General features: G+C 62.5%; 24 protein-coding genes and 1 pseudogene. 16 read left to right on the forward strand and 9 right to left on the reverse strand.

The window, feature by feature from the left end:
- Nucleotides 1-58: 58 nt before the first annotated feature.
- The 4 genes from ycaC to ACYP2Q_RS30735 all read right to left on the reverse strand — a co-directional run bounded on the left by ycaC (nt 59) and on the right by ACYP2Q_RS30735 (nt 4,292).
- On the reverse strand, nt 59-685 hold the full coding sequence (gene ycaC / locus ACYP2Q_RS30720; protein WP_323608234.1) for an isochorismate family cysteine hydrolase YcaC: 627 nt from the start codon (nt 683-685) through the stop codon (nt 59-61).
- 36 nt (nt 686-721) lie between these two features.
- A complete protein-coding gene (locus ACYP2Q_RS30725; protein WP_459733938.1) occupies nt 722-2,560 on the reverse strand; it encodes an amidohydrolase in 1,839 nt (612 codons plus the stop codon).
- Nucleotides 2,557-3,159, reverse strand: a complete 603-nt coding sequence (locus ACYP2Q_RS30730) for an antibiotic biosynthesis monooxygenase (protein WP_459733940.1) — start codon at nt 3,157-3,159, stop codon at nt 2,557-2,559. The genes ACYP2Q_RS30725 and ACYP2Q_RS30730 overlap by 4 nt, the downstream gene beginning before the upstream one ends.
- 212 nt (nt 3,160-3,371) lie before the next feature.
- Nucleotides 3,372-4,292 carry a LysR family transcriptional regulator gene (locus tag ACYP2Q_RS30735; RefSeq protein ID WP_459733942.1) on the reverse strand — a complete coding sequence of 307 codons (921 nt, stop codon included), beginning with the start codon at nt 4,290-4,292 and terminating at the stop codon, nt 3,372-3,374.
- Between the two features lie 157 nt (nt 4,293-4,449).
- On the opposite strand from ACYP2Q_RS30735, the pseudogene ACYP2Q_RS30740 reads away from it, so the two are divergent.
- Both ACYP2Q_RS30740 and ACYP2Q_RS30745 read left to right on the forward strand, forming a co-directional pair.
- Nucleotides 4,450-4,848 (forward strand): annotated as a pseudogene (locus ACYP2Q_RS30740) (helix-turn-helix domain-containing protein); the annotation flags it as partial.
- A 157-nt stretch (nt 4,849-5,005) separates the two neighbouring features.
- Nucleotides 5,006-7,810 carry an ATP-binding protein gene (locus ACYP2Q_RS30745; protein WP_459733943.1) on the forward strand — a complete coding sequence of 935 codons (2,805 nt, stop codon included), beginning with the start codon at nt 5,006-5,008 and terminating at the stop codon, nt 7,808-7,810.
- On the opposite strand, the gene ACYP2Q_RS30750 is transcribed toward ACYP2Q_RS30745, so the two are convergent.
- Nucleotides 7,775-9,259, reverse strand: a complete 1,485-nt coding sequence (locus ACYP2Q_RS30750; RefSeq protein ID WP_459733944.1) for an ATP-binding protein — start codon at nt 9,257-9,259, stop codon at nt 7,775-7,777. The two genes, ACYP2Q_RS30745 and ACYP2Q_RS30750, sit on opposite strands and share 36 nt — an antisense overlap.
- Before the next feature lie 152 nt (nt 9,260-9,411).
- The gene (locus ACYP2Q_RS30755) at nt 9,412-10,362 is read right to left on the reverse strand and encodes a GlxA family transcriptional regulator (RefSeq protein WP_459733945.1); all 951 of its coding nucleotides are present in this window, start codon (nt 10,360-10,362) and stop codon (nt 9,412-9,414) included.
- Between the two features lie 279 nt (nt 10,363-10,641).
- Between ACYP2Q_RS30755 and ACYP2Q_RS30760 the strand changes: the two genes are divergently transcribed.
- On the forward strand, nt 10,642-11,364 hold the full coding sequence (locus tag ACYP2Q_RS30760; protein ID WP_459733946.1) for a pirin family protein: 723 nt from the start codon (nt 10,642-10,644) through the stop codon (nt 11,362-11,364).
- Between the two features lies 1 nt (nt 11,365).
- On the opposite strand, the gene ACYP2Q_RS30765 is transcribed toward ACYP2Q_RS30760, so the two are convergent.
- On the reverse strand, nt 11,366-12,238 hold the full coding sequence (locus ACYP2Q_RS30765) for a LysR family transcriptional regulator (RefSeq protein ID WP_459733947.1): 873 nt from the start codon (nt 12,236-12,238) through the stop codon (nt 11,366-11,368).
- 113 nt (nt 12,239-12,351) lie between these two features.
- Here ACYP2Q_RS30765 and ACYP2Q_RS30770 point away from each other — a divergent pair, with 113 nt between their 5' ends.
- From ACYP2Q_RS30770 to ACYP2Q_RS30780, 3 genes are all read left to right on the forward strand, one after another.
- Complete coding sequence (locus tag ACYP2Q_RS30770; RefSeq protein ID WP_459733948.1) at nt 12,352-13,578, forward strand: YbfB/YjiJ family MFS transporter; 1,227 nt, start codon at nt 12,352-12,354, stop codon at nt 13,576-13,578.
- A gap of 78 nt (nt 13,579-13,656) precedes the next feature.
- Entirely contained in the window at nt 13,657-14,655 is a 999-nt protein-coding gene (locus tag ACYP2Q_RS30775) for an NAD(P)H-quinone oxidoreductase (protein ID WP_459733950.1), read from the forward strand.
- Nucleotides 14,656-14,857: 202 nt separating this feature from the next.
- Complete coding sequence (locus ACYP2Q_RS30780) at nt 14,858-15,811, forward strand: alpha/beta hydrolase (protein WP_459733951.1); 954 nt, start codon at nt 14,858-14,860, stop codon at nt 15,809-15,811.
- A gap of 3 nt (nt 15,812-15,814) precedes the next feature.
- On the opposite strand, the gene ACYP2Q_RS30785 is transcribed toward ACYP2Q_RS30780, so the two are convergent.
- The gene (locus ACYP2Q_RS30785) at nt 15,815-17,629 is read right to left on the reverse strand and encodes an ABC transporter ATP-binding protein (RefSeq protein WP_459733953.1); all 1,815 of its coding nucleotides are present in this window, start codon (nt 17,627-17,629) and stop codon (nt 15,815-15,817) included.
- On the reverse strand, nt 17,626-18,666 hold the full coding sequence (locus ACYP2Q_RS30790; protein ID WP_459733954.1) for an AraC family transcriptional regulator: 1,041 nt from the start codon (nt 18,664-18,666) through the stop codon (nt 17,626-17,628). Before ACYP2Q_RS30790 ends, ACYP2Q_RS30785 begins: the two co-directional genes overlap by 4 nt.
- Before the next feature lie 165 nt (nt 18,667-18,831).
- On the opposite strand from ACYP2Q_RS30790, the gene ACYP2Q_RS30795 reads away from it, so the two are divergent.
- From ACYP2Q_RS30795 to ACYP2Q_RS30840, 10 genes are all read left to right on the forward strand, one after another.
- On the forward strand, nt 18,832-19,683 hold the full coding sequence (locus ACYP2Q_RS30795; RefSeq protein ID WP_459733955.1) for a 3-hydroxybutyryl-CoA dehydrogenase: 852 nt from the start codon (nt 18,832-18,834) through the stop codon (nt 19,681-19,683).
- Nucleotides 19,670-20,329 carry a TetR/AcrR family transcriptional regulator gene (locus ACYP2Q_RS30800; RefSeq protein WP_459733956.1) on the forward strand — a complete coding sequence of 220 codons (660 nt, stop codon included), beginning with the start codon at nt 19,670-19,672 and terminating at the stop codon, nt 20,327-20,329. The genes ACYP2Q_RS30795 and ACYP2Q_RS30800 overlap by 14 nt, the downstream gene beginning before the upstream one ends.
- A 90-nt stretch (nt 20,330-20,419) precedes the next feature.
- Complete coding sequence (locus ACYP2Q_RS30805; RefSeq protein ID WP_459733958.1) at nt 20,420-20,833, forward strand: VOC family protein; 414 nt, start codon at nt 20,420-20,422, stop codon at nt 20,831-20,833.
- A 96-nt stretch (nt 20,834-20,929) separates the two neighbouring features.
- On the forward strand, nt 20,930-21,358 hold the full coding sequence (locus ACYP2Q_RS30810) for a YajG family lipoprotein (protein ID WP_459733960.1): 429 nt from the start codon (nt 20,930-20,932) through the stop codon (nt 21,356-21,358).
- Nucleotides 21,359-21,642: 284 nt separating this feature from the next.
- Nucleotides 21,643-22,419: an ABC transporter substrate-binding protein gene (locus ACYP2Q_RS30815; RefSeq protein ID WP_459733961.1), complete on the forward strand. Its 777-nt coding sequence runs from the start codon at nt 21,643-21,645 to the stop codon at nt 22,417-22,419.
- A 90-nt stretch (nt 22,420-22,509) separates the two neighbouring features.
- On the forward strand, nt 22,510-23,199 hold the full coding sequence (locus ACYP2Q_RS30820; RefSeq protein ID WP_459733962.1) for an ABC transporter permease: 690 nt from the start codon (nt 22,510-22,512) through the stop codon (nt 23,197-23,199).
- Nucleotides 23,200-23,213: 14 nt separating this feature from the next.
- Nucleotides 23,214-23,912: an ABC transporter permease gene (locus tag ACYP2Q_RS30825; RefSeq protein ID WP_459733963.1), complete on the forward strand. Its 699-nt coding sequence runs from the start codon at nt 23,214-23,216 to the stop codon at nt 23,910-23,912.
- A gap of 8 nt (nt 23,913-23,920) precedes the next feature.
- On the forward strand, nt 23,921-25,033 hold the full coding sequence (locus tag ACYP2Q_RS30830; RefSeq protein WP_459733965.1) for a succinylglutamate desuccinylase/aspartoacylase family protein: 1,113 nt from the start codon (nt 23,921-23,923) through the stop codon (nt 25,031-25,033).
- Between the two features lie 18 nt (nt 25,034-25,051).
- Complete coding sequence (locus tag ACYP2Q_RS30835) at nt 25,052-25,816, forward strand: ABC transporter ATP-binding protein (protein ID WP_459733966.1); 765 nt, start codon at nt 25,052-25,054, stop codon at nt 25,814-25,816.
- 80 nt (nt 25,817-25,896) lie between these two features.
- Nucleotides 25,897-26,805, forward strand: a complete 909-nt coding sequence (locus tag ACYP2Q_RS30840; protein ID WP_459733967.1) for a MurR/RpiR family transcriptional regulator — start codon at nt 25,897-25,899, stop codon at nt 26,803-26,805.
- The last annotated feature ends 3 nt before the right edge of the window (nt 26,806-26,808 follow it).

Consider the following 26,808-nt stretch of genomic DNA (forward strand, 5'->3'; position numbering starts at 1 on the left):
GATGGCGATTTCATGGGCGCCATCGCCGGCAAGCCGGGCTCCTACAGGGGGTGCGTTCTTATTTCGAGGTAAAGGTGGTGTAGCTGTTGATCAGGTTGCGGTAGTTCGGAATGCGCTCCGACAACAGGTTGGCCAGGCCTTCCATGTCGTTGCGCCAGTCGCCTTGCAGCTCGCAGGCCACGGAGAACCAGTTCAACAGCTGTGCACCGGCGGCCGACATGCGGGCCCAGGCGGCTTGCTGAACGGTGGTGTTGAAGGTGCCGGAAGCGTCAGTCACCACGAACACTTCAAAACCTTCGGCCAGGGCCGACAGGGTCGGGAACGCCACGCACACATCGGTCACCACACCGGCGATGATCAGTTGCTTGCGACCGGTGGCCTTCACGGCCTTGACGAAGTCTTCGTTGTCCCAGGCGTTGATCTGTCCGGGGCGGGCAATGAACGGCGCGTCCGGGAACTGTGCCTTGAGTTCCGGCACGATCGGACCGTTCGGGCCGCTGTCGAAACTGGTGGTGAGGATGGTCGGCAATTCGAAGAACTTGGCGATGTCGCCCAGGGCCAGCACGTTGTTCTTGAACTCGTTGGGCGAGAAATCCTGGACCAGCGAGATCAGGCCGGTCTGGTGGTCGACCAGCAATACCACTGCGTCGTCTTTGTTCAGGCGTTTGTACGGAACGTTGCTCATGAAAAACTCCTTTGGTGGATGGTTGTCGCTTATTGGTCAGAAAGCAAAACACGAGCAGCCAAAGGCTCCCCAGAAACCGGCAAAATCACTCACCGGCGCGTTCGACAGCCGCGCCCGCTCATGGCTGTGGGAGTGCACCGCGCAAGGCCCGCTGCACTGGTGAACCTGCGCCTGCAACGGCGAATTCGGCCGCCAATGGCCCGGTACTTTCACCACTGGCGACCAGTCCGGCAGCACCGGCACGCTGGGTGGCCCAAGTTTTTCGAAGTCGCCGGCGGCATACACCACCTTGCCGCCGACCACGGTCAGCACCGACTCGATCCATTTGATCGCTTCGTCCTCGACGCTGAAATAGTCCGCGCTCAAGGCCGCCATGTCCGCCAGTTGCCCAACCTTGATCTGGCCTTTCCTGCCCTGCTCGGAGGAGAACCAGGCGCTGCCGTGGGTGAACAGTTCCAGGGCGGTCTGCCGCGACAGGCCCTCGGCGTGCAATGCCAGGCCACCGACGGTGCGACCGCTGACCATCCAGTACAACGAGGTCCAGGGGTTGTAGCTCGACACCCGCGTGGCGTCGGTGCCGGCACCGACCGGTACACCTTCGGCCAGCATGCGCTTGATCGGTGGCGTCGCTTCGGCCGCCTTGGCGCCGTAGCGCTCAACGAAGTATTCGCCCTGGAACGCCATGCGATCCTGGATGGCGATGCCGCCACCCAGAGCCCTCACCCGCTCGATGTTTTGCGGGGTGATGGTTTCGGCGTGGTCGAAAAACCACGGCAGGCCATTGAACGGGATGTCGCGATTGACCTTCTCGAATACGTCGAGCATGCGGCTGATGGATTCGTCGTAGGTGGCGTGCAAACGAAACGGCCAGCGCTGCTCGACCAGATGGCGCACCACAGGTTCCAGTTCATCCTCCATGGTTTGTGGCAGGTCCGGACGCGGTTCGAGGAAGTCCTCGAAATCCGCCGCGGAGAACACCAGCATTTCCCCGGCGCCGTTGTGCCGCAGGTAGTCGTCGCCCTGATGCAGGGTGACGCTGCTGGTCCAGTTCTTGAAATCGGTCAGCTCTTCCTTGGGCTTCTGGGTGAACAGGTTGTAGGCGATGCGCACGGTCAGTTGCTGGTCCCTGGCCAACTGCTCGATCACCTGGTAGTCGTCCGGGTAGTTCTGGAAACCGCCACCGGCGTCGATGGCGCTGGTCAGGCCGAGGCGATTGAGTTCGCGCATGAACTGGCGAGTCGAGTTGACCTGATACTCCAGCGGCAACTTCGGCCCCTTGGCCAGGGTCGCGTACAGAATCATCGCGTTGGGCCGCGCCACCAGCATGCCGGTTGGCTCGCCATTGGCATCGCGCACAATCTCGCCACCCGGCGGGTTCGGCGTGTTGCGGGTGTACCCGGCGACCCGTAGCGCGGCGCGGTTGAGCAAGGCGCGGTCATACAGATGCAGGACGAACACCGGGGTATCAGGTGCAGCCTGGTTCAGCTCTTCGAGCGTCGGCAGGCGTTTTTCGGCGAACTGGAATTCGTTCCAGCCACCCACCACCCGCACCCATTGCGGCGTGGGCGTGCGGTCGGCTTGATCCTTGAGCATGCGCAGCGCATCGGCCAGGGACGGCACGCCTTCCCAGCGCAGTTCGAGGTTGTAGTTCAGGCCGCCACGGATCAGGTGCAAGTGCGAGTCGTTGAGGCCGGGAATCACGCAACGGCCCTTGAGGTCGATCACCTGCGTGCCGGCACCGCGCAACGCCATGGCCTCGGCGTCGCTGCCAACCGCGACGAAGCGGCCCTCGCTGATGGCGACCGCACTGGCGCGTGGGTTTTCACGGTCGACGGTATGAAATTGGCCATTGAACAGAATCAGATCGGCGTTCATCGCGTTTCCTTGGGCGCAGTGGAAGAAGACAGCCAGGGCGCGAACAGGCGCGTCGCCATCGGCATGAACAGGTACACCACCGACAGCACGATGGTCAGGGTGATCAGGAATGTCGCGACTACGTAGTTGGATAACAACGCGTTGAGTTGCAACAACGGCCCCCAGAGCAGCGGCACCAGCAAGGTGTGCGGCAGAATCACCAGCAGCGTCACCACGGCCTGCTTCCAGCGCGGCGGTGGCGAGCCCGACTCGACCTGTGGGGCGAACCAGAATTCGTTGACCGGATTGACCTCGGTCTGGTCGCCGTCGGCCAGCATCGGCGTGGCTTCGTTGACCAGCGCCTGGCGTTGCGGCGAATCGAGCCAGCGCTGCATCGCTTCGGTAGAGCAAAACCGCAGGACGCAGGTGTACATATCGAGGCCCGCGTTCTTGCCGCGCATCACATCCACGCCCAGGTGCCCCTCCTGCTGGCCGGCGACGCTGACAATGTTGCGCAACCAGGCCTCGTAGGGCACTTCATAACCGGCCCTGACCCGGTGTTTGATGACCAGGGTCACGACCTCCTCGAAGGGCGAGTCGAGCACATTGGAATCAGGCATGGCGGAGGGCTCCGGCGAGACAATATTGGGTTGGATAATGCCGGGGCGAGGAAGGAAAAAATTGAATGTACGTGCTCTTTTTGCGAGGGGCCCCGAATCCCTGTAGGAGCGAGCTTGCTCGCGATGGAGGTCAACGCTGACGCGGGGAGCCTGACACCCCGCGGTGCTCTCAGGTTTTTCGCGAGCAAGCTCGCTCCTACAAAGGGCTTGGGTCAAGCCCCAACCGGCCCAGGGCCAGACATGAACTGACTGATCCGCGACCGCAACCAACGCTCCGCCGGATCATTGTCATGCACCCCGCTCCACGCCATCGACAACTGCGCCGCAGCAATCTCGAACGGCGGGTCCTCCGCCCGCAGGCCACACCCCTCAACCAACGCACACGCCGCATAATCCGGCACCGTCGCAATCATCTCGGTCCCGGCGAGCAGCGCGCGCAAGCCGCTGAACTGCGGAACCCCCAACACCACCCGGCGGGTCCGGCCAACCTTCGCCAGGTCCAGGTCTATATTGCCGCTCAGGTCCCCGGAAAACGACACCATCGCATGCGGACGCGCACAATACTCATCCAGGGTCAGAGTCCCCGGCCGCTTGTCACCGCGCAGCACCTTGCAGGGAATATCCCGCAACTTCTTGCGCTTGGCATTGGCCGGCAGGTCGGTGGTGTAGCTGACGCCCACGGAGATTTCCCCCGACGCCAGCAACGCCGGCATCAGCAGGTAATTGGCCCGACGCACGACCACGACAATGCCCGGTGCTTCTTCCTGCAGCTTGCTCAGCAGAGGCGGAAACAGACCGAACTCGGCATCGTCCGACAGGCCAATGCGAAAGACATCGCAACTGGTCGCCGGATCAAATTCCTTGGCGCGACTGACCGCACCGGAGATGGTGTCCATGGCCGGTTGCAGCTCCTTGAGAATCGCCAGCGCCCGCGCCGTCGGCTCCATGCTCCTGCCGTTGCGCAACAGCAACGGGTCGTCGAACAGATCGCGTAATCGCCCCAGGGCCGCACTCACGGCCGGTTGGCCCATGAACAGTTTTTCCGCCACGCGGGTCAGGTTCTTTTCGAACATCAGTGCTTCGAAAATCACCAGCAGGTTCATGTCGACGCGACGCAGATCGTTACGGTTCATAGGCACGGTTCCCTTGTGTGTTGAGCCAGGCGCGAGGTGGCGATTGTGTCTGACTTTACCCAAGACTGCCCGTCACGGATGAGGAATTAACAACGTTTAACTCGCAAGCCAGAGCCTTGGGGCTCAAGAATGAAGCTTACCAACACGGACATTCGCCATGGCTCACTTGCAGCAAAGCGCCGCCCGCGCGACAGTCGCGCAACCCCAGGCAAAAAGCGCAAGCGGCCTCAGTCCACAACGCGAACAGTTGGTGAAACGCCTGATCCTCGATCGCCTTGGCGAAACCCTGCAAGTGACCGAACTGGCCCAGGCCTGTTCGTTGTCGCGCAGTCATTTCTCCCGTGCGTTCAAGTGCAGCACCGGCTGCTCGCCCCAGGAATGGATTCGCCAGCAACGCATCGCCCGGGCCAAGCAACTGATCCAGCACACCCACTTGAGCCTGACGCAGATCAGCCTCGAATGCGGTTTCTGCGACCAGGCGCACTTCTGCCACATGTTCACCCGCAGCGAGGGCATCAGCCCGTTCGCCTGGCGTTGCCGGGCCGTACGCACCCTCTCCACTTCACCTGCCAGCGGGCAGCAGGTCGAGACCCACCCGGATCATCGAACGCCGAGTAGAACCGCTGAGATAAACCACGCATTGCACGCCGGCGAAAATATGAGGAATATGCTCCAAAAGTGCGTTCCAGACGCATTCACACAGGAGCCACCCGTTGACCCTTGCCCCCGAACAGGCTGTGCATTTCGGCCCCTACCGGATCTACCCCGGACAACGTCTGGTGCTGGAATCCGACCGGCCCCTGCGCCTGGGCCGGCGCGCCATGGACATCCTGTTGATCCTGCTGGAACACGCCGGCAAGGTGGTCAGCAAGCAACAGTTGATGGCTGAAGTCTGGCCCGGCAGCGTGGTGGAAGAGATCAATCTGCGGGTGCACATGGCCGCCCTGCGCAAAGCCCTCGGCGACGGTCAGGCAGGCCAGCGCTACATCGTCACGGTGGCCCAGCGCGGCTACAGCTTTGTCGCGCCGTGTTCGCTTGCGCCCATCGCACACAGTCCGCACCATGACCCCGTTGAATCCAGCGGCCATAACCTGCCCTTGCACCGCGCCCGCCTGATCGGCCGCCAGGCGCTGGTCGACAGGCTGGTGGCGCAACTGCCGCGCCAGCGCTTCATCACCCTGGTCGGACCCGGCGGCGTCGGCAAGACCAGCGTCGCCCTGCGCGTCGCCGAGCAACTGATCGGCCGCTACCGCGATGGCATCCGCTTGCTGGACCTTTCGCCGATCAACGACCCTTCGTTGATTGCCGGCCATCTGGCGACATTGCTGGGGCTGTCCCTGCACCACAGCGAACCGATGACCCGCCTTGCCACGTTCCTGCGCAAGCGGCATATGCTGCTGGTCATCGACAACTGCGAACACCTGATCGACAGCGTGGCACAGCTCTGTGAAAGCCTGCTGGGTGGCGCCCCACACGTGCATATCCTCGCCACCAGCCGCGAGAGCCTGCGTGCCGAAGGCGAATTCGTCCAGCGCCTGGAACCGCTGGATTGTCCCCCGCCCATCACCGTGCAGGACCGCGCCCAGGCCATGGGTTTTTCCGCAGTGCAGTTGTTTATCGAGCGGGCCATGGCCAACCATGACAGCTTCGAACTGACCGATGCCGAGTTGCCGCTGGTCATCGAGATCTGTCGGCGCCTGGACGGCATTCCGCTGGCCCTGGAACTGGCGGCCGCGCAAGTCGCCAACCTTGGCCTGCGCGGTCTGCTGACGCAGTTGCAGGAAAGTTTTCGCCTGCTCGCCCACAGGGGCCAGACGACCCTGGGCCGGCATCAGACCCTGCGCACGACGCTGGACTGGAGCTTCAACCTGCTCACTGCCTGCGAACAGACCTGCCTGCGTCGACTGGGCATCTTGCGCGGTGGTTTTTCCCTGGAATCGGCAGCGGCGGTGATCGTGGGCGAACACATCGAACCGCGCGAGGTGTTTGGCTCGATCATGCAACTGGTGGCCAAGTCGCTGCTGAACGTGGATGTTGGCGACGAAGAGGTGTTCTACCGCCTGCTCGACACCACCCGCCGTTATGCCCTGGAAAAACTCGAACAGGGCACTGAACTGCCCGATACCCGCAAACGCCACGCCGAGCGATGCCTGGCCCTGATGCAACAGGCGCAGGACGACTGGGAACAGATCCCCACCGGTCTGTGGATCGAGCGTTATGCCCGCAGCCTCGAGGACATCCGCGCGGCGCTCGACTGGGGCCTGTCTGCATCAGGGCCGCAGGCGCTGGCGATCCGCCTGACCGCGACGTCCACGCCGCTGTGGCAGGAACTGTCGTTGCTCAACGAGTACGGCGGTTATGTGCGCAAGGCCCTGGCACTGCTCGACGCCGCGCCCGAAGTCTGCCCGCGCCTGCAAATGCTGCTGAAACTGGCCCTGGGCAGCACCTGTTACCACGCCCAGGGCGGCACTGCCGAAACTGTCGAAGCCTTCGTCAGCGCCCGGGCGCTGGCCAGGCAATGCAACGACGTGGCCGGACAACTGCGCGCGGTCTCCGGGCACCTGGCGGTCAACCTCAGTTGCGGTCACTATCAAATGGCCCTGGAACAGAGCGAGCAATTCGACCGCCTGGGTTTGCACGGTGACCCGATGGCGTCCCTGAGTACCCATCGCCTGCGGGTGCTGGCCCTGCACTTTGCCGGCGATCAGCAACGAGCGCGGATGAACGCCGAAGAGGTGATCCAGCGCATGGCCCACAGCGGCCATCTCAACCGCTTCACCCATGGATTTGGCGTGCAATACGACCAGAGCGTCGCCGCCCTGACCATCCTCGCCCGCATCCTCTGGATACAGGGCCAGCCGGAGCAAGCCTGGCGTACCGCCCGGCAGGCGCTGGACATTGCGCTGCAGATCAACCACGGCACGTCCATCTGCTACACCCTGGCACTGGCGGGCTGCCTGATCGCCCATTACAACGGCGACGCCCGAACCGCCCGCGAACTCCTGCACCTGCTGCTGGAACAGGCGCAGAAACACTCGGTGCTGCTGTTCCATACCTGGGCTCGACACTATGCCTTGGTCATCGACGATGCCGAAGTCGATGCGTCACCGCGTCCGAGTGTGGGCCTGATCAAGGAAATCATGGTCACCCTCGACAGCCGCCTGGTCGATGACGATTTGCTGCAACGCGCCGAGACCGGCGCGGCGGGCTGGAGCACCGCGGAGATCCTGCGGGCCAAGGCCGATGCGCTGCTGGCCGCTGACTGCCCGGTGCAAGACTGTGCCGCCGAGAGCGTGCTGATCAAGGCGCTCAACGTGGCGAAAACCCAGGGTGCCCTGGCCTGGGAGCTGCGCAGCGCCACCTCGCTGGCGCGGCTTTGGCAGCGTCAGGGGCGCGACCGGCAAGCCCGGGAACTGCTGGCGCCGATCCACCAGCGATTTACCGAAGGCCATGCCACACCGGACCTGGTCGCCGCGCAACGTTTACTCGGCGAACGCCAGGGCCACGGGCGGGCTTGATGGCCGGCGGGTATGACTGACGTAGCCGGTGTAGCGCATTTCGAAGGTGCGCAAGGCCCCGCTCTGTTCTAGTTTGTCCAGGGCGTAACAACGGGTGGTATTGAGCAAACGGTAGCGCGTCACGCCGTGCACTTGCTCCAGCGCCAGCAGCGATTTGAGCGCCAAGCTTTGCATCACGTTGCTTAGACTGGACGGCGGCAACGTCGCGCAACAGATCACGCCGATCGCCGCGTCGAGGGTGAACGCCGATTTGAACACCGCCAGGCGCAGCAACACGGTTTGCTCCATCGGGATCAGCCGCTCATAGCTCCAGTCCAGCGCCGCCTTCAGGGTCTGATGTCGCGGGACTGCCGTGCGCCGGCCCTGGGTCAGCACCTGAAAACAGTTATCCAGTTGCGCTTGCAGCCCCACCAGGGCCAACGCATCGATCTGCGCCGCCGCCAGCTCAATGGCCAAGGGCAAACCATCGAGTCGCCGACAGATTTCGCGCACGGCCTTGAGGTCCTGTTCGCGCAGGGAAAATCCTTGCTGGCGGGCTCGGGCACGGCTGACGAACAACTGCACAGCCGAATAACCCATCACCTCATCGAGACTGTGCAACGCCGATGTGGGTGGCACCAACAGCGGCGGTAATGGCAGGAGTGTTTCGCCGCTGGCCAGCAGCGGCTCACGGCTGGTGACGAGTATCGACAGGCAGGGTGCCGAGATCAGCAGCCCTTCGACTAATGCCCGGCAGCCTTCAAGCAGATGCTCGCAATTGTCCAGGACCAGCAACGCATGCCACTGTCCCAGCGCGTCCAGGGTTGTTCCAACATCCAGCTGCAAGGTGCGTGTCAGATGATCGACCACCTGCGCCGGGTCATCGATCATCGCCAGATCCACCCGCCACACGCCATCGCGATAATGCTGCATCAGCAATTCGCCGACACGCAGCGCGACGGTGGTCTTGCCGATGCCACAAGGCCCGACCAGGGTCATGCAGCGGCGCCCCGGCAACTGCCGCACCAGACTGCCAACCACGGCATCGCGACCGATGACGGGCGTGAGTCGTGCCGGCAGGTTGTGTGGGGATGGCGCAAAGGCGTCGCTGGGCAAGGGCGTGAGCTCCATCGCCTGGCGCACCGGCGCGACAAAGCTGTAGCCACGCTCGGGAATGTTGACGATGTAGCAGTGCCCGTCCTGTCCGTCACGAAAGGCCCGACGCAGGGCCGCAATGTGCACCCGCAGGTTGATTTCCTCGACCACTGTTCTCGGCCAGACCTGGGCAATCAGCGCCTCCTTGCTGACCACCGAGCCTGCATGCTCGACCAGCACCTGCAGGATATCCAGCGCGCGCCCACCCAGGCGCAACGGCCGATCACCCTCCAGGACCAGTCGTTGATTGACGTGGAAGGCGTAGGGGCCGAAGTGCAGCACCGTGTCGCTGGTTGGATTTCTGAGGCTGTTCATCCACTTTCCCCGCTGGGAACCTGCTCGTCACGCGACAGGCTCCGTACCTTCCTTGCAATGAGTTCAGCGGTATCTTGGCAGGACCCTGTGACGGTACAACCGCCACGGGGGGAGCGTCACGGCCATCAGGGTGCGCACAACGGACAAGTGCGCTAGCTGAACTGCTCGCGGTACTGGGTCGGGGTCAGGCCGAGCTTTTCACTGAACAGGAAACGCATGTGCCGCACGCTGCCGAAGCCACTCTTGAACGCCACGGTCTTGAGCGGCAGGTCAGCGGTTTCCAGCAGGTTCCTGGCGCAGTCGATGCGGGCGCTTTGCAGGAACTCCATGGGGGTCATGTTCACTTCCCGGGCAAAAACCCTGGCGAAATGGCGCGGGCTCATGTTGGCCAGGCTGGCCATGCGTTCGATGCTGAAAGATTCGTCCAGGTGTTCGAGCACATGGTTCTGCACCCGGGTGATCGGCGTTTCATGCGGGGCCACCGCCGCCATCAGCGGGCTGAACTGCGCCTGGCCGCCCTGGCGCTTCATGACCACCAACAACACTTTGGCCACGTCCTGGGCGACCTTCTTGCCATGGTCGGCGGCGACCACGGCCAGCGCCAGGTCAATGCCGGCGGTGACGCCGCCGGACGTGATGAGGTTGCGGTCCTGGACGTAAATCTGATCAGTTTCCACTGTCGTCCTGGGGAATGCCTTGATCATCCGTTCGGTGTAATGCCAGTGGGTGGTTACGCGATAGCCGTCAAGCAAACCGGCGTGCCCCAGCACAAACGCGCCGGTGCAGATCGAGCCGTAGGTCCTGGATCGACCGACATTGCGCTTGAGCCATTCGAGCAAGGGCGGATGTTTTTCGTTGTAGGCACCGGGGCCACCGGGCACCAGCAGCAGATCAAAGCCGTCACAGGCCTGCTCGACAGGCATGTCAGCCTGCACCTTCACGCCGTTGGACGCCCGCAGTGCGCCGGGCTCGGTGCCAAGGGTGGTCAGCACATAGTGGTCGTCGGGCTTGAGATAACGATTGGCGATGGAAAACACCTCCATCGGCCCGGCCATGTCGAGCAGGAGAAAGTCGGGGAACAGCACCATTGCCACGGTTTTCATGGGTTCAAGATCACTGAATCAAAAAAGGCCTGTGCGCCGAACACCGAACCTGTGGGAGCGGGCTTGCTCGCGAAGGCGGTGTGTCAGTCACCAAAATAGTTGAATGTAACACCGCGTTCGCGAGCAAGCCCGCTCCCACAGGGGTACTGCGTCCGTAGGTACACAGCTGTCAACCTGAAGGGGACAGTATTTCAGTTTTCATCTACTTATTGCACCCACCGATTAACATTAACCTTCTCCTCACTCGGACGAATCAACGTCCCCAAAGGAGATTTCATCATGCTGACCCTTCGCAAAGCATCGGATCGTGGCCTGGCCAATCACGGCTGGTTGAAGTCGTTCCATACCTTTTCCTTCGCCAGCTATCGCAACCCGAAAGAACAGGGTTTTTCCGATCTGCTGGTGATCAACGATGACCGCGTGGCGGCCGGTAAAGGCTTCGGCCAGCACCCGCACCGCGACATGGAGATTTTCTCCTATGTGCTCGAAGGCGCGCTGGAACACAAGGACACCCTGGGCACCGGATCGGTGATCCGTCCTGGCGATGTGCAGTTGATGAGTGCCGGCAGCGGCGTGGCGCACAGCGAGTACAACCACTCGGATTCCCGGCCCGTGCACTTTCTGCAAATCTGGATCGTCCCGGAGGTCAGCGGTGCCAAGCCCCGCTATCAGCAGGAACATTTCAGCACCCAGAAGAAACGCGGTCGCCTGCAATTGATCATCTCCCCCGACGGCGCCGAGGGCTCGTTGACGGTGCGCCAGGATGCGCGGGTGTATGCCGGCCTGATCGATGGCAAGGAAAGCGCCACTGTGGAACTGGCTGCCAACCGTCATGCCTATGTGCATGTGGCGCGCGGTCGCGTTGAACTCAACGGCGTGCCACTGCAGGAAGGCGACGGCGTGCGGGTTCGCGAGGAACAGTTGCTGACCTTGGGCAACGGGGTGGATGCCGAGGTGCTGGTGTTCGATCTGCGTGCGAATGAGTTGCCGCAAATGCCGTAATTCACAGGGATCCACAAAACCCTTCGACAATCTCATCAATCACCACACGGACCCTCGCCGTATGCCGAAGGTCCGCGTGGGTCACCAGCCACACGTCATACGGCAACGGCCGCGTACGCCCCGGCCACAACCGGACCAGCCCATCCCTCTCCCCCACGTACACCGGAATTTCACCGATCCCGATCCCCGCGGCAATGGATCGCCGCACCAGCAGGCTGGAACTCAGGCTTGCGACAATCCGCCCGCGCCCCACAGGTTCACTGACCAGCGTCATGTCCTTGCCGCTCTGCAGATACGGCTGATACACCACCAGATCATGCCCTTCGAACGCCGAACCCGGCTCGGGCACGCCGTGGGCATCCACATACGCTTGCGAGGCGAACAGGCCCACTGGCCAACGGGCGATTCGCCGGGCAATGAGGTCCGGGTTGTCCGGCCGGGTATTGCGCACGGCGATGTCGGCTTCGCGTTTGGCCAGGCTGAGGATTTGCGTCGAGGCGTCCAGTTGCACCCGCACGTCGGGGTGCCGCTGATGCAAACGGGCGACGGCCGGGATCAGGAAGTCGATGGCCATGGAGTCGGTGGTGGTGATCCGCACGGTGCCCGTCAGCCGGTCGTCGAGGCCCTGGATGCGGCGCTGCAGTTCCAGCGCCGAGTGCTCCATTTTTTCGATGGCGCGCATCGCCGCTTCGCCGACCGCGGTCAACGCATAACCTTCGGAGGTGCGCAGGAACAACGTCGCGCTCAAGGACTTTTCCAGCGCAGTGATGCGCCGACCCACCGTGGCCTGGTCGACACCCAATACTCGCGCGGCACCGCGCAGCGTTGATTCGCGGCAGACCGCGAGAAATACCCGTGCGTCATCCCAATTCATGGGGTTCTCCAGCCGATGCATTTACGCATCACGATAACGCGAAATCGCTGCGTTGGCGCATCACAAAACCTGGTTAAGCTGATCAGCAGTGAAACACTTGCAGGAGAGCGCCCATGCTCAGCCCCTCGAACGCCCCACGCAACGCATTCTGGCTACCGATCCTTGCCGGCCTGTGCGCCAGCCTGGTCAGCATTGGCCTGGCGCGTTTTGCCTATACGCCGTTGATTCCCTCGCTGATCCAGGCCCATTGGTTTTCCGCCAGCGACGTGGTGTACCTCGGCGCCGCCAACCTGGTGGGGTACCTGATCGGTGCATTGATCGGCCACCCGTTGGCGCGGCGCACGTCCAACAGAACCGCGCTGCGGCTGATGATGCTGGCGGTCACCCTGTCGTTTTTCGCCTGCGCCTTTCCCGTGTCGGTGAGCTGGTTTTTCGGCTGGCGTTTGCTCTCGGGCGTTGCCGGCGGTGCGATCATGGTACTGGTGGCGGCGACGGTATTGCCGCATGTGCCGGCCTCGCGCAAAGGCCTGGCCAGTGGCGCGATCTTTCTCGGCATCGGACTGGGCATTGCCGGGTCGGGGACGATTGTCCCGCCGCTGCTGAGTCTGGGCCTGCAGCAAACCTGGTTGGGCCTCGGCATTCTGGCACTGATACTGACCGCCATCAGCTGGTTTGGCTGGCCGTCGGCTTCGCCCCAGGCAACGATGACAGCGACGGCCCCTGCCGCGCCGACCCGCACCCACCCGAGTGTCTACTTGCTGTTTGCCCAGTACGCGCTCATGGCGGCGGGGCTGGTGCCGGCCATGGTGTTCCTGGTGGATTACGTGGCTCGCGGCCTCGGTGCCGGGCCACACGTCGGGGCGCTGATCTGGGTGATGTACGGCCTCGGCGCGATTGTCGGGCCGGTGAGCTATGGTTTTCTCGCGGATCAACTGGGGGCGAAGCCCAGTATTCGCCTGGTGCTGGTGGTGCAGGCGATAGCAGTGGCTCTGCTGTCGATCTCCAGCTCCTTCGCTGTATTGGCCTTGCTGGCAGTGATACTCGGTTCGTTTCCACCGGGCATCGTGCCGCTGGCACTGGCGCGGGTTCACGAACTGGTCCCCGGGCATCATCAGCAACAGGTGGTGTGGAGTCGCGCCACCGTATCGTTTGCCACGTTCCAGGCTATTTCCGGGTTTGCTTATTCGGCCCTGTTCAATGCCAGCGGCGGCCATCATGCGTTGATGTTCGTGATTGCTGCCGGGGCGATTGTCATTGCGTTGTTATTGGAATTAAGCGTGCGCTTGCTCACTCCATCCAATGTGGGAGCGAGCCTGCTGGCGAAGACGTCGGCCCATTAAAAATTATTGCCGCCTGACACACCGTCATCGCGAGCAAGCTCGCTCCTACATTATTCGTACTCATGACAGGTATCCAACATGACGCTTCCCCAAACCATGACCCTGATCGAAATCACCCAACCCGGGGGTCCTGAAGTCCTGCAACCGCGCCAGGTGCCCTTGCCCACTGCGGGCATTGGTGAAGTGCTGATCCGCGTGCATGCCGCCGGGGTCAACCGCCCCGACGTGCTTCAACGCGCCGGCAAGTATCCGATGAAACCCGGCATGAACCCGAACCCCGGGCTGGAGGTGGCCGGTGAAGTGGTCGCCGTGGGGGCGGATGTCAGCGACTTCATCGTCGGCGACAAGGTCTGTGCGCTGACCAATGGCGGCGGTTATGCGCAGTATTGCGCGGTCCCGGCCAGCCAGGCGCTGCCGATTCCCGAAGGCATGGACTGGGTGCAAGCGGCGGCGGTCCCGGAAACCTTCTTCACGGTGTGGGCCAATCTGTTCGACATGGGCGGCGCCAGCAAAGGCCAGCGCGCGCTGATTCACGGTGGCACCAGTGGTATCGGCACCACCGCGTTGATGTTGTGCCGCGAGTTCGGCGTCAAGGCATTTGCCACGGCGGGCAGTGAGGAAAAATGCGCAGTAATCCGCCAGCTGGGCGCCGAAGCGATCAACTATCGCGATCAGGATTTCGTCCAGGTGATCCAGGAAAAAACCGCCAGCAAGGGCGTCAATGTCATCCTCGACATCATGGGCGCTTCGTACCTGAACCAGAATATCGCGGCACTGGGAATGGAAGGTCGACTGGTGATGCTGGGCTTCCTCGGCGGTGCCATTGGCAAGGATGTCGACCTGCTGGCGATCATGGCCAAACGCGCGACGATCACCGGCTCGCTGCTGCGCTCGCGCACCCGTGAAGAAAAAGCCTCGATCGCCGAACAATTGCGCGAATACGTATGGCCAGTACTCACGGCCGGGCGTTGCCTGCCGATGATCGACCAGGTGTTTACGCTCACCGAGGCCGCGCAGGCCCATGCGCGGATGGAAGCTGGCGACCACATTGGCAAGATCGTGCTGCGCGTTGACTGAATGCTTGCAACACCCTGGATCACTGTTGGAGCGGGCTTGCCCGCGATGGCGGAGTGTCAGACGACAACAGTCTCACCTGACACTCCTCCATCGTCGGAACGCCGCCCGGAGCAGGCCTCACTCCCACAAGTCGCATTTTTCCCCACCCCACGCGCGCATCTGTTAAAACGCGGACTTCATGTCCGTACCGGTGAACCACCCAATGCCCTCTACCCTGCTCACTCGTCTGCGCCTGCGCTGGCTGCCGCTGCTGTGCATGGCCGCGCTGGTCGTCGGCTTGCCCGTGGGTTGCGGCGCACTCAAGTACAAGGAGCGCGAGTTGCTGTTTCGCATCGAGCCGGGCACGGCCGGTTGGTATCGCGGCTTGCCGCAGGATGTGCAGGAATTCGACATCAAGCCTGCCAGTTTCAAGGCCGGGCAAAACCTGCACGCCTGGTGGTGGCCAGCCGCGCGGCGTGACGCGCCATCGATCCTCTACCTGCATGGCGTGCGCTGGAACCTGACCGGCCAGGCCTTTCGCATCGAGCAGTTGCGCGCCATGGGCTATTCGGTGCTGGCGATCGACTACCGCGGCTTTGGCCAGAGCCAGGGTGACTTGCCGTCGGAGGCCAGCGTTTACGAAGATGCCCGCGCCGCCTGGGAACGCTTCACCACGATGCAACCGGACGCCAGCAAGCGCCTGATCTACGGCCACTCCCTGGGTGGCGCGGTGGCCATCGACCTCGCCGCGGATCTGGCCGCGCAGGCGAAAAAGGAGCAGGTCGCCGTCCCGGTGCGCGGCCTGGTGATCGAGTCTACCTTCACTTCCCTGGGCGATGCCGTGGCGGAAGTGGCCGACAACAACCTGCCGGTGAACTGGCTGCCGGTACGCTGGCTGCTGTCGCAGAAATTCGACTCCATCGACAAGATCGTCGACATTCACATGCCGTTGCTGGTGGTCCATGGCCTGGCCGATCAGTTCATGCCCTCGCGGTTCAGTCAGCAGCTGTTCAACGCAGCCAACGAACCCAAGCACCTGTTGCTGGTGCCCGGCGGCACGCACAATAACAGCATGAGCCTGGGCGGCAGCCAGTATCGCCAGGCGCTGCAAAGCCTGATGCAGGCAAAACCACAGATCGCCGGGCCGATGATTTCACGGGGCGCCCAGGATTCCTGAGGGTTATCGATAGCCCCGTGCCTGCAGGTCGAACAGCTGCGCATAACGCCCGCCCGCCGTGACCAGCGTGTCGTGATTGCCACGTTCAAGGATCGTGCCCTGATCCAGCACGATGATGTGATCGGCGTTGCGCACGCTGGAAAATCGGTGGGAGATCAGCAGGGTCATGCGGCCCTGGGTGTGCTGGCTGAAATGCTCGAACACCGCCGCTTCCGCCGCCGGGTCAAGAGCCGAGGTCGGCTCGTCGAGGATCAGGATATCGGCATCGCGGCGCATATAGGCCCGCGACAGTGCGATTTTCTGCCACTGCCCGCCGGACAGCTCCAGCCCGCCGGCAAACCAGCGCCCCAGTTGCGTGGCGTAGCCGCGGTCGAGCCGCTCGATGAACGGCGCGGCCATGCCTTCGGCGGCGGCTTGCTGCCAACGCTGCTCGTTGCGGAACGCCAGCGTGTCGCCCACGCCAATGTTTTCTCCGACGGAAAACTGATAGCGAATGTAGTCCTGGAAGATCACCCCAATCCGCCGGCGCAGCGCATCTTCCTCCCAGTCCTGCAGATCGCTGCCGTCCAGCAGGATGCGTCCTTGATCGGGACGGTACAGCCGGGTCAACAGTTTGATCAGCGTAGTCTTGCCCGAACCGTTCTCCCCCACCAGCGCTAAACTGCGCCCCGGCACCAGGTGCAGGTCGATGCCCGCCAGCGCGTCGCGACTGGCGCCCGGGTAACGGAAGCCGACGTTCTCGAACCGCAAGCCATCGCCAGGCACTGCGCCCACCGTGAGATGGCCCGTGTCGGCGACCACGGGTTCGGCCAGGTATTCATAGAGGCTCGACAGGTAGAGGCCATCCTCGTACAGACCGCTGATGGCGCTCAGGCTGCTGCTCACCGCCGCCTGACCCTGCTTGAACAGCACCAGGTACATGGTCATCTGGCCGAGGCTGATGTTGCCGTGGACGGCATCGACCACCACCCAGGCATAGGCCAGGTAGAACGCCGCGGTGCCCAGCAGGCCAAGGACAAACCCCCAGCCATCGCGACGCAGGGTCAGCCGCCGGTCCTCGGCATAGAGCCTGGCAAAGGTGTCGCGGTAACGCTGCAACAGCAACGGCGCGAAACCGAACAGCTTGACCTCCTTGATGTAGCCCTCATGGGACAGCAACGTCTCGATGTAATTCTGCTGCCGGCTCTCCGGCGCACGGCGGGTAAACAGGCGGAAGGCATCGCCGGAAAAGTGCGCCTCGGCAAAAAACACCGGCAACGCGCCGACCACCAGCAACACCAGCGCCCAGGGCGAAAAATGCACCAGCAACACACCGAAGCTGATCAGCACGATCAGGTTCTGGATCAGCCCCAGCGACTTCATCACCAACGCCAACGGCCGGGTCGAGGCTTCGCGCCGAACCCGCACCAGCTTGTCGTAGAACTCCGAATTCTCGAACTGCACCAGCGATAACGTCTGGGCCTTTTCCAGGATCATCGTGTTGACCTTCTGCCCCAGCTGCACCCGCAACAGCGACTGCTGCACCGACAGCGCACGCTGGGCGCCAGACAGCAAGGCCAGCACACCCGCCTCCATCAGCACATAACGCACCACCGGCCACAGCGGCGCACTGCCCTGCTGCGCATGCAATTGCATGGCAAAGACCACGGCGTCGACAATGCGCTGACCCAGCCATGCGGCTAAAGCCGGAAGCACACCGGCGACCAGAGTCGCCAGCACCAGGCCCAAAAACAATGCGCGCGAGGTACCCCAGACCAGTAGCAAGGCCCGGCGTGCCTGGTCGAGCAACGAGGTGACGCGGGCAAATACCGGGCTCACTCCAAAGGCTCCGCCAGGGTATCGAGCCGCTCCCCCTGAAACCGCGCCCGATACCGCCCCGGGCTCTCCCCCGTCCACTTCTTGAACGCCCGGTGAAACGCGCTCGGCTCCTGGAAACCCAATCGTTCGGCGATGTCGCCGATACTGGCCTGGCTCTCACGCAGCTGTTCGAACGCCACTCCACGTCGCACTTCGTCCTTGATTTCCTGATAGGAACAACCTTCGCGCTCCAGTTTGCGGCGGAAGGTGCTGGGGCTCAGGTGCTGTTCGAGGGCGAAGGCCTGCAGGGTCGGCCATTCGCTGTAATGGCTGTTGCGCAAGCGCTGGTGGACCTGCGACGCCAGGCCGTGCTGGTTGCGGAAGCGGATCACCAGCCATTGCGGGGCGGTACGCAGGAACACCTTGAGCGACGCCAGGTCCTGGACCACCGGCAGGCGCAGGTAGTGACTGGCGAACTCGATTTCAGTGCGCTCGGCGCCAAAGGTCAGGTTCGGGCCCCAGAGCAAACGGTCATCGCTGAGCGACAGGCGCCCGTGACGAAAGTCCGCGCGATCGATGGGGATGCGCCGCCCGCCCAGCCAGCACAGCAGGCTGATCATCAACACCAGGAAGGTCTCTTCGCCGAAACGGCTGACGTCTTCGTTGGCGCCCTGGCTTTGCAGGCTGATGACCGCCCGTTTGCCGCGTACGGTCAGGGTGCCGTGAAAATCGCGCAGGAACAGGCTGAAGTTGACCAGGCACTGGCGCATGGCCTTGTGCAGATCGGGCTCCTGGATCAACGCGCGGCAAATCAGGGCGAAGCTGCCCGGCGGCATGCCGTGCGAGTCGAGGCCGAAGAATTCGTCGTTGAGCTCGCGGATCTGGATCAGCCACAGCGCTGCAAACGCGCAGGCCGGCACCCGCGCCGTGGGTTGCGCAATCACCGCGGGGTCGATGCCGGCCTGCTCGAGCACCGCCCGAACACGCTGCGGATCGTCCCCCAGCCCATGGATCATTGCCTGCACGAAGTAGGCGGCCACCGAGTCCTTTTCCCGCATGCGAACGCTTCGCTCCCCATCACCCGAAATGGCAAAAAACATCAGTGCCGTTGAACAGTTTCGGCATAGGACAACCACCCTGCCGGCTCTAGACTCGCGGCAATAGTACGCTTTCGGCCATCAAGGCGGCCAAGGTATCGCAGGGTTTATCGAAAGGACGGCAACATGAATCTGCAAAACATTGGCGTGATCGGCGCCGGCACCATGGGCAACGGCATCGCGCAGGTCTGCGCCCTGGCCGGTTTCAATGTGACCCTGGTGGACATCAGCGAGGGCGCCTTGCAAAAAGCCCTCGCCACCGTCGGCAAGAACCTTGACCGCCAGGTCGCCAAGGAAACCCTGAGCACCGAGCAGAAGAACGCCGCCCTCGACAGGATCCGCACCAGCACCGATTACAGCAGCCTGCGCGAAGCGCAACTGGTGATCGAAGCCGCCACCGAGAACCTCGAACTGAAACTGCGGGTGCTGCAACAGATTGCCGCGCAGGTCGGCGCCGAGTGCGTGATCGCCTCCAACACGTCGTCGCTGTCGATCACCCAGCTGGCGGCCAGTGTCAGCCAGCCAGAACGCTTCATCGGCCTGCACTTCTTCAACCCGGTGCCGGTGATGGGCCTGATCGAAGTCATTCGCGGCCTGCAAACCAGCGATGCCACCCATGCCCTGGCGCTGGACATGGCGACCCGCCTGGGCAAGACCGCAATCACCGCCGGCAACCGCCCGGGGTTCGTGGTCAACCGGATCCTGGTGCCGATGATCAACGAAGCGATCCTGGTGTTCCAGGAAGGCCTGGCCAGTGCCGAAGACATCGACGCCGGCATGCGCCTGGGCTGCAACCAGCCGATCGGCCCACTGGCCCTGGCGGACCTGATCGGCCTGGATACGCTGCTGGCGATCATGCAAGCCTTCCACGAGGGCTTCAACGACAGCAAATACCGCCCGGCGCCATTGCTCAAGGAAATGGTCGCCGCCGGTTACCTGGGGCGCAAGACGGGGCGCGGCTTCCATGCCTATGCCTGAGCGTTGTTCGCGTTTCACCGAATACCGGGACAAGGTGCTGGAGCTATTCGCCAGCAAGGGTTTCGGCCAGGTCGGCATGCGCGAGCTCGCAACGTGCCTGGGGCTGTCCCCGGGCTCGTTGTATCACCATTACCCAAGTAAACAGCACCTGTTGCTGGACTTGATCGAAGAGTACTACGAAGAGTTGCTGGCCACGCTGGGGCGTATCAAGCAACAGGCGCCGGGTAAACGCGACCGTCTCAACAGCCTGATCCGCGCGCACCTGAACCTGCATCGCGACATGCCCTGGCATTTTCGCCTGGTGGAACGCGACAGCGGCTGCCTGAACGAAGAGCAACAGGCACGGGTTCGGCAATTGAGCGAGCAGTATCAACGCCAATTGATGGTGATACTCGGCGCCCGTTCGCGGTTCAGTGAGTCGGGGCTGCTGGCGGCCGGTCATGCCATCGCCGCCTTGCTCAACAGCGCGCCCAGCTGGCTGGCGTCCCATGTGCTGGACGAGGGCGAGCACAATGAACTACTGGAAAACATGGTCGGCGGCGCCATCGAGCGCTTGCTGGCGCCGAAGCGCCCAAGCGAGGCTATAAGCCTGGCCCGGCCTATCGAGAATACATCTAAAAAAACCCAGGCTGCCGCCGCGTTTTAGCGTTTTGCTTGCCCAGTCAATCCCATCGGAATTCGCGCTGGTACCCGGCGTCCAATCCGATGTGTACCGTCAATGACCGGGAGCAGCACCATGAAAATCAGTCCCTACCTCATCTTCAATGGCGATTGCCGCGCCGCCTTCACGTTCTACCAGCAATGCCTGCAAGCCCAGCTCGAGGCGATGATGACCTTCGGCGAAACCCCCGCCGCCGAACACCTCCCCAAGGAACACCACAACCTGATCATCCACACCTGCCTGAAGGTCGGTGACCAGATGCTCATGGCCTCGGATACGACCCCCGACCGTCCGACCCCGGGCATGAGCGGTTGCTCGATTTCCCTGAATGTCGACAGCATTGCCGAAGCCGAGCGGGTGTTCAACGCACTGGCAGAGGGCGGCAAAGTCGAGATGCCACTGCAAGCCACGTTCTGGGCCGCACGCTTTGGCATGCTGGTCGACCGCTTCGGTGTGGCGTGGATGATCAATTGCGAAAAGGATCAGTGACACATCGCCAAGACCTGGCTGTCTGGCAACTCCCGGGCCGTCTGCTACCGTCAACTTTCTAAACCTGTAGCAGCGGCCCTTCGGAGAAAACCCACCATGCAAGCCCCTGACGCGTCATGGTCCACCCGTTTCAAACTGTCGCTGCTGGCGGGCGGGCTCACCGCCGCCCTGCTGGCTCTCAGCGGTTGCGCGACAGTCGATGCCCAGACCACCGCCTACGTCGGCGTCGAACATCCGGCACCCACGCTGCCCAGCGAAGTCGTGGTGCTGCGCACCGAGCCCCTTCGCCCGCACGTTCGCCTGGGCGAAATAGTGATCGATGCCAGTGTCGACCCGGCCCCGCCGATTACCGAAGTCGAACAGAAACTGCGGGAAGAATCCGCCAAGCTCGGCGGCGATGCCGTGGTGGTGGTGTATGACCATATCCAGGCGGTCGGTGCCTATGTCAACGGACCGCTGTGGGCACGCGACGTCCAGACCATCGAGGGTCGCAAACTCAAAGGGATCGTGATCAAGTACCAATGAGTTGCAGGTTTTTCGTCGAAAATGACAACGCGGGGCGCGATAGCGGCCGCGCGTAACTGCCGATAGTGCCCGATCAAGAAGCATTCGTCGGGCATTTTTCCTCTCCTCTTCCGTGAAAAATGATCATGACAACCCAACCAGGTTGCGTTTTTCCTTGCCTTATTCTGATACGTTTTTTTTCATTTATTTGATTTATGAAATTTTATGTGCCAATCATGCCCTCGAAATCCCAGGACCGATCAGTTCCCCATAACACCCCAACGCCCCTCCAAGGAGTCAACAATATGAACAAGACAGAACTTCTAGGCGCTCTGGCACTGTGCGCCGCAAGCCTGCTGGCCCATGCCGACGAAGACAGCCTGCGCATCGGTATCGAAGCCGCCTACCCGCCCTTTTCCTTCAAGACGCCAGAGGGCAACGTCAGTGGTTTCGACTACGACATCGGCAACGCGCTGTGCGAAGAAATGAAGGTCAAGTGCGAATGGGTCATCCAGGAATTCGACGGCATGATCCCGTCGCTCAAAGTGCGCAAGATCGATGCGGTGCTGTCGTCGATGTCGATCACCGACGACCGCATGAAGTCGGTCGATTTCAGCAAAAAGTACTACCACACGCCGGGCAAGTTCGCGATGAAGACCGGCAACGTGATCAACGACCCGCAGGTCGATCTCAAAGGCAAAAAAGTCGGGGTGCAACGCTCTTCGACCTATGACCGCTTCGCCACCGAGCAGCTGGAAAAAGCCGGCGTCGCGATTGTGCGCTACTCCTCACAGAATGAAGCCTTTCTCGACCTGGCGGCGGGTCGCCTGGATGCCACCCTCGCCGACATCGTCAACACCGACGAGAGCTTTATCAAGACGCCCCTGGGTAACGGTTTTGCCCTGGTCGGGCCCGATATCAACGACCCGAAATACTTCGGCAGGGGCGCCGGGATCGCGGTGCGCAAAGGCGACAGCGCCAACGTTGCACGCCTGAGCGCAGCGATTGACGCCATCCGCAGCAACGGCAAGTACCAGCAAGTGATGGCCAAGTACTTCGCCTTTGATATCTACGGCGAATAAACCTTTACCCGAAACCCTGGCGCCTGCTTGACGGGTGCCGCTTCTGGCTTGTCTCGCGCGCCTTGCGGCGCTCGCTTGAGGAACTTCATCATGCTCCACGGCTACGGATCGAGCATTCTCGATGGCGCCTGGCTGACCATCAATCTGGCCCTGACCTCCATGACCATGGCGATTGCCCTGGGCCTGCTCGGCGCCGTCTTTCGTTTGTCGCCGTTCAAATGGCTGGCGCTACTGGGCGAAGGCTATACCACCCTGATCCGGGGGATTCCCGACCTGGTGTTGATCCTCCTGATCTTCTATGGCGGCCAGGATCTGGTGAACCGCCTTGCCCTCGCACTGGGCTACACGCGCTACATCGACATCAATCCCTTCATCGCCGGCGTCTGCACCATGGGCTTCATCTTTGGTGCCTATCTCTCGGAAACCTTTCGTGGCGCCTTCATGGCGATCCCCAAGGGCCAGGGCGAGGCCGGCGCGGCCTATGGCATGAGCGGCGTCCAGGTGTTCTGGCGGATCCTGGTGCCACAGATGATTCGGTTTGCCATCCCAGGCTTCACCAACAACTGGCTGGTGCTGACCAAATCCACCGCGCTGATCTCGGTGATCGGCTTGCAGGACATGATGTTCAAGGCCAAGAACGCAGCGGACGCCACCCATGAGCCGTTCACGTTTTTCCTCGCGGTTGCCGCGCTGTACCTGCTGCTGACCAGCCTGTCATTGCTGGTGCTGCGCGCTCTGGAAAAACACTACTCGGTCGGCATCAAAGCCGCTGAACTGTAACGAGGAACGCCCCGATGATTCTCGACTACAACCTGATCTGGGAAAACCTGCCGCTGTATTTCAATGGCGCCCTGGTGACCCTCAAGGTCCTGCTGATTTCCCTGGCCATTGGCCTGGTGCTGGCGATTCCCATCGCGTTGATGCGCGTCTCGCGTTCAGCGCTGATCAACTTCCCGGCCTGGCTCTACACCTATGTGATTCGCGGCACGCCGATGCTGGTGCAATTGTTCCTGATCTACTACGGCCTGGCGCAGTTCGAAGCGGTACGCCAGAGCGCGCTCTGGCCGTACCTGTCCAGCGCGACCTTTTGCGCCTGCCTGGCCTTCGCGATCAATACCAGTGCCTACAGCGCGGAACTCCTGGCCGGCAGCTTGAAGGCAACGGCCCACGGCGAGATCGAAGCCGCCAGAGCCATGGGCATGTCGCGCTTGACCCTGTACCGGCGGATTCTCCTGCCGTCGGCCTTGCGCCGGGCGCTGCCGCAGTACAGCAACGAAGTGCTGATGATGCTGCAAACCACCAGCCTGGCGTCGATCGTCACGCTGGTGGATATCACCGGCGCCGCGCGTACGGTCAGTTCGCGGTTCTATCTGCCGTTCGAGGCGTTCATTACCGCTGGCCTGATCTACCTGGCCCTGACCTTCATCCTGGTTCGTCTGTTCAAGCTGGCCGAGCGCCGCTGGCTGGCCTACCTGGCACCGCGCAAGCACTAAGGAGTCTTATGAAGCACATTCAATACCTCTTGCCGTGGAGTGCCTCGGGCACGGAGCGCAAGCTGTCACTGTTTCGTTTTGGCAGCGGGCCGCGCAAGGCCTACATCCAGGCTTCCCTGCATGCCGACGAATTGCCGGGGATGCGCGTCGCCGTCGAACTCAAGCGTCGCCTGCAAGAACTCGAAGAACAAGGCCGCCTGAACGGTGTGATCGAGTTGGTGCCCATGGCCAATCCGATCGGGATCGCCCAGATGTTCCAGGCCACCCACCAGGGTCGCTTCGAGTTCTCCAGCGGGAAGAATTTCAATCGCGACTTCCCGGAACTCACCGAGGACGTGGCGCAGCGCCTGGAAGGTAAGCTGGGCGACGATGCCGACGCCAACGTCGCGCTGATCCGCCTCGCCATGGTCGATGCCCTGGCGAACCTGCCGGCGGCGACCTCGGAACTCGACGGCCTGCGTCGCCTGTTGCTGCAGCATGCCTGCGATGCGGATCTGGTGCTGGACCTGCACTGCGATTTCGAGTCGATCATGCTGTTGTATGCCATGCCGCAAAACTGGCCACGCTTGCGCTCATTGGCCGCGCGCCTGGGTGCGGGCGTTGCCCTGCTGGCCGAGGCCGCAGGTGGCAATGCCTTCGACGAGGCCTGCGCCATGCCTTGGCTACAGCTGGCCGAACGCTTTCCCGAGGCCAATGTACCGCTGGCGTGCGTGGCCACCACCCTCGAACTGCGCGGCATGGCGGACACCGAACGCGAGACCTGCGTCGACAGTGCGCAGGCCATTCTCGGCTATCTCGCCGAGCAAGGCCTGATCAGCGGGGACTGGCCTGCCGCGCCACCGGGCAATTGTGCAGCGACACCCTTCGCCGGTGCGCAGTACGCCTATGCGCCGCACCCGGGAGTGGTGAGCTACCTGCAACCATTGGGCGCCCAGGTCAAGGTCGACGACCCGCTGTTCGAAGTACTGGATCCGCTCACCGACCAGCACAGCGTGGTGCGCGCCAGCACCGCCGGCATCCTGTATGCCCGCGAACGCCTGCGCTTTGCCCAGCCCGGTTTGTGGCTGGCGAAAATTGCCGGCAGTACCCCCATTCGCCAAGGCCGCTTGCTCAGCGACTGATTCCAGAGAGTTGAAACCATGTACAAGCTAGAAATTCAGGACCTGCACAAAAGCTACGGCAGCCACGAGGTGCTCAAGGGCGTGTCCCTGGAGGCCAAAGCCGGTGACGTGATCAGCATCATCGGCTCCAGCGGATCGGGTAAAAGCACCTTCCTGCGGTGCATCAACCTGCTGGAGCAGCCCAATGCCGGCAACATCGTGCTCAATGGCGAACAGCTCAAGCTGGTGAGCAACAAGCTCGGCGGGCTCAAGGCCGCCGAACCCAGGCAACTGCAACGCATGCGTTCGCGGCTGTCGATGGTGTTCCAGCACTTCAACCTGTGGTCGCACATGAGTGCCCTGGAAAACGTCATGGAAGCGCCAGTGCATGTACTGGGCATCAACAAGAAAGAAGCACGGGAAAAGGCCGAGCACTACCTGAACAAGGTCGGCGTGGCGCACCGCATGGACGCCTGGCCGGCGCACATGTCCGGGGGTGAACAACAGCGTGTGGCGATTGCCCGGGCGCTGGCCATGGAACCGGAAGTGATGCTGTTCGACGAGCCCACTTCGGCGCTCGACCCCGAGTTGGTCGGCGAAGTACTGAAAGTCATGCAGGATCTCGCCCTGGAAGGCCGGACCATGGTAGTGGTGACCCACGAAATGGGCTTTGCCCGCGAAGTGTCGAACCAGTTGGTGTTCTTGCACAAGGGCCAGGTCGAGGAGCGTGGCGACCCGCGCGAGGTACTGGTCAGGCCGCAATCGGAACGTCTACAACAGTTTCTGGCGGGCAGTTTGAAGTAAGCCGTCCTCGCACACGGCGGGTCGGCTTCGGATACACTCCTGCCAGCCTTTTCCAACCTTCAGGACATGTTGAGCCGGATATGCCGACCCCTTCGAAAGACACCACGGTCTATGCCGCGCCAGTGATGCGTAAACTGGCGCAAATCGTTTCCGATCTGCCGCCGTCACTGCGCAAAGTGGCGGATTTCGTCCTGCGTCACCCTCTCAGGGCCGCGACGCTGACCATCGAAGAAATGGCCCACGAAACCGCCACCTCGCCAGCGGCGGTCAATCGCCTGGCCAAGGCCCTGAACCTGGGGGGTTACACCGGCATGAAGGCCGAGCTGGTCGCGACCTTGCAGCAAATGGTGTCGCCGGTCGACAAGCTGCGCAACGAACTGGCCCATCGACCGGGTGGCGCCTTCGGCCTGCAGGAGCAGATCCACAGCGCCAGCAGCAACCTCGCCACGGCGGCGACCAACAACCATGCCGACACCTTTGACGCCTTTGTCACCCGCCTGGTCGAGGCGCGTAAAATCTACATCCTGGGTTTCGGCAACAGTGTCTACTTCGCCGGTCTCGCCGCCTCAACCCTGATGCCCTTCTGTGCGGACGCTACCGCCATCAGCATGGAAGGCGGCAACGAAAACGCCGCGTACCGCCTGGCCGCCATCACCGATAAGGATGTACTGCTGGCGATCTCCCTGCCGCGCTATTCCCTCGATACCCTGCAACTCGCCCGTTTTGCCAATGCCCGCGGCGCCTCGGTATTGGCCATCACCGATTCGCCCGCCTCACCGCTTACCGGCATTGCCGAACACGTGCTGTTCGCCCCGGCCGACCATCCGGTATTGACCAGCTCCAACATCGCCGTGCTCGCCTTGATCGAAGGCTTGGTGGCAGGTGTGATGGCGCGCAACAAGGAAGCCGTCAAGCTGGCGACCGAACTGACCGAGAGCGTGATGTCTTATCTGCATATCCCGAGCAGCAACAAATCGCCGAAAAAGTGATCT

The organism is Pseudomonas sp. MHK4 (assembly GCF_054600775.1).